This is a genomic window from bacterium 336/3 (assembly GCA_001281695.1).
In the GTDB taxonomy this organism is placed as follows: Bacteria; Bacteroidota; Bacteroidia; order Cytophagales; family Thermonemataceae; genus Raineya.
This window is the reverse complement of record LJIE01000001.1, coordinates 2,501-3,596: the sequence shown is the minus strand read 5'-3', so window position 1 is coordinate 3,596 and position 1,096 is coordinate 2,501. Positions and strand designations below refer to the sequence as shown.

2 tRNA genes and 1 rRNA gene (1 of these 3 only partly in view) are annotated in these 1,096 nt (G+C 44.8%); all 3 read left to right on the top strand.

The annotated features are described in order from the left end of the window. The first annotated feature begins 235 nt into the window (after positions 1 to 235). Positions 236 to 310 (top strand) — tRNA-Ile (locus AD998_00020). An 8-nt stretch (positions 311 to 318) separates the two neighbouring features. Next, positions 319 to 395 (top strand) — tRNA-Ala (locus AD998_00015). 120 nt (positions 396 to 515) lie between these two features. Continuing rightward, positions 516 to 1,096, top strand: a 23S ribosomal RNA gene (locus AD998_00010); it runs 2,228 nt beyond the window's last position.

Genomic DNA, 1,096 nt, shown 5'->3' with positions numbered 1-1,096 from the left:
GGTGTGGCTGGAACACCTCCTTTTTGGAGTGTTGTTTAGAGGTGTCGATATTTAGTTCAGGCTCAATGGAAATTATGTTTTAGTAAAAGAACTGAGGCATATAAAAAAAGAAATTGAAATAATTTAGGAGAGTTCGGAAGATAGTAAGAGAAAGTGCAGAGAGGACTGAGGTAGGGTAATAGAATGAGTAAATTCTGTACACAAAGCTCACTACTCAAACTCAAAACTATCCAATAGATCCGTAGCTCAGCCTGGTTAGAGCACTACACTGATAATGTAGGGGTCACCAGTTCAAATCTGGTCGGGTCTACAGAATTTGGGGGATTAGCTCAGCTGGCTAGAGCACCTGCCTTGCACGCAGGGGGTCAACGGTTCGAATCCGTTATCCTCCACAAAATTAAAATAGAGGTTGATTACAAACGAGTAATTAACAACACTTATCACTCAAGCGTGATAAAAAGTTCTTTGTCAGATTGTAAGTAAAGTAAATCTACAAAACCGAGAGTAATCTCTCTGAAAGTAAGTTACAAAGGGCGTATGGGGGATGCCTAGGCTCTTAGAGGCGAAGAAGGACGTGCCAAGCTGCGAAAAGCTGTGGGGAGTTGCAAAGGAACGCTAATCCACAGATGTCCGAATGGGGCAACCCAATAGTTGTGAAGAACTATTATTCCTGTAAAGGAAAGCAAACGCGGAGAACTGAAACATCTAAGTACCCGCAGGAGAAGAAAACAAAAGTGATTCCGTAAGTAGTGGCGAGCGAACGCGGATTAGCCCAAACCTATCTTGTTACGGCAAGGTAGGGGTTGTAGGACAGTCATTTAGTAGGTGAAACGAGTTGAATCGAGCTGGGAAGCTCAACCATAGAGGGTGATAGTCCCGTAAACGAAGTGTAAACCTATGAGACTGTATCCTGAGTAGGGCGGGGTCGGAGACGCCCCGTTTGAAACTGCCAGCACCATCTGGTAAGGCTAAATACTCCTAAGAGACCGATAGTGAACTAGTACCGTGAGGGAAAGGTGAAAAGTACCCCGCACAGGGGGGTGAAAAGACCCTGAAACCATACGCTTACAAGCGGTCGGAGCTTCGTAATGAAGTG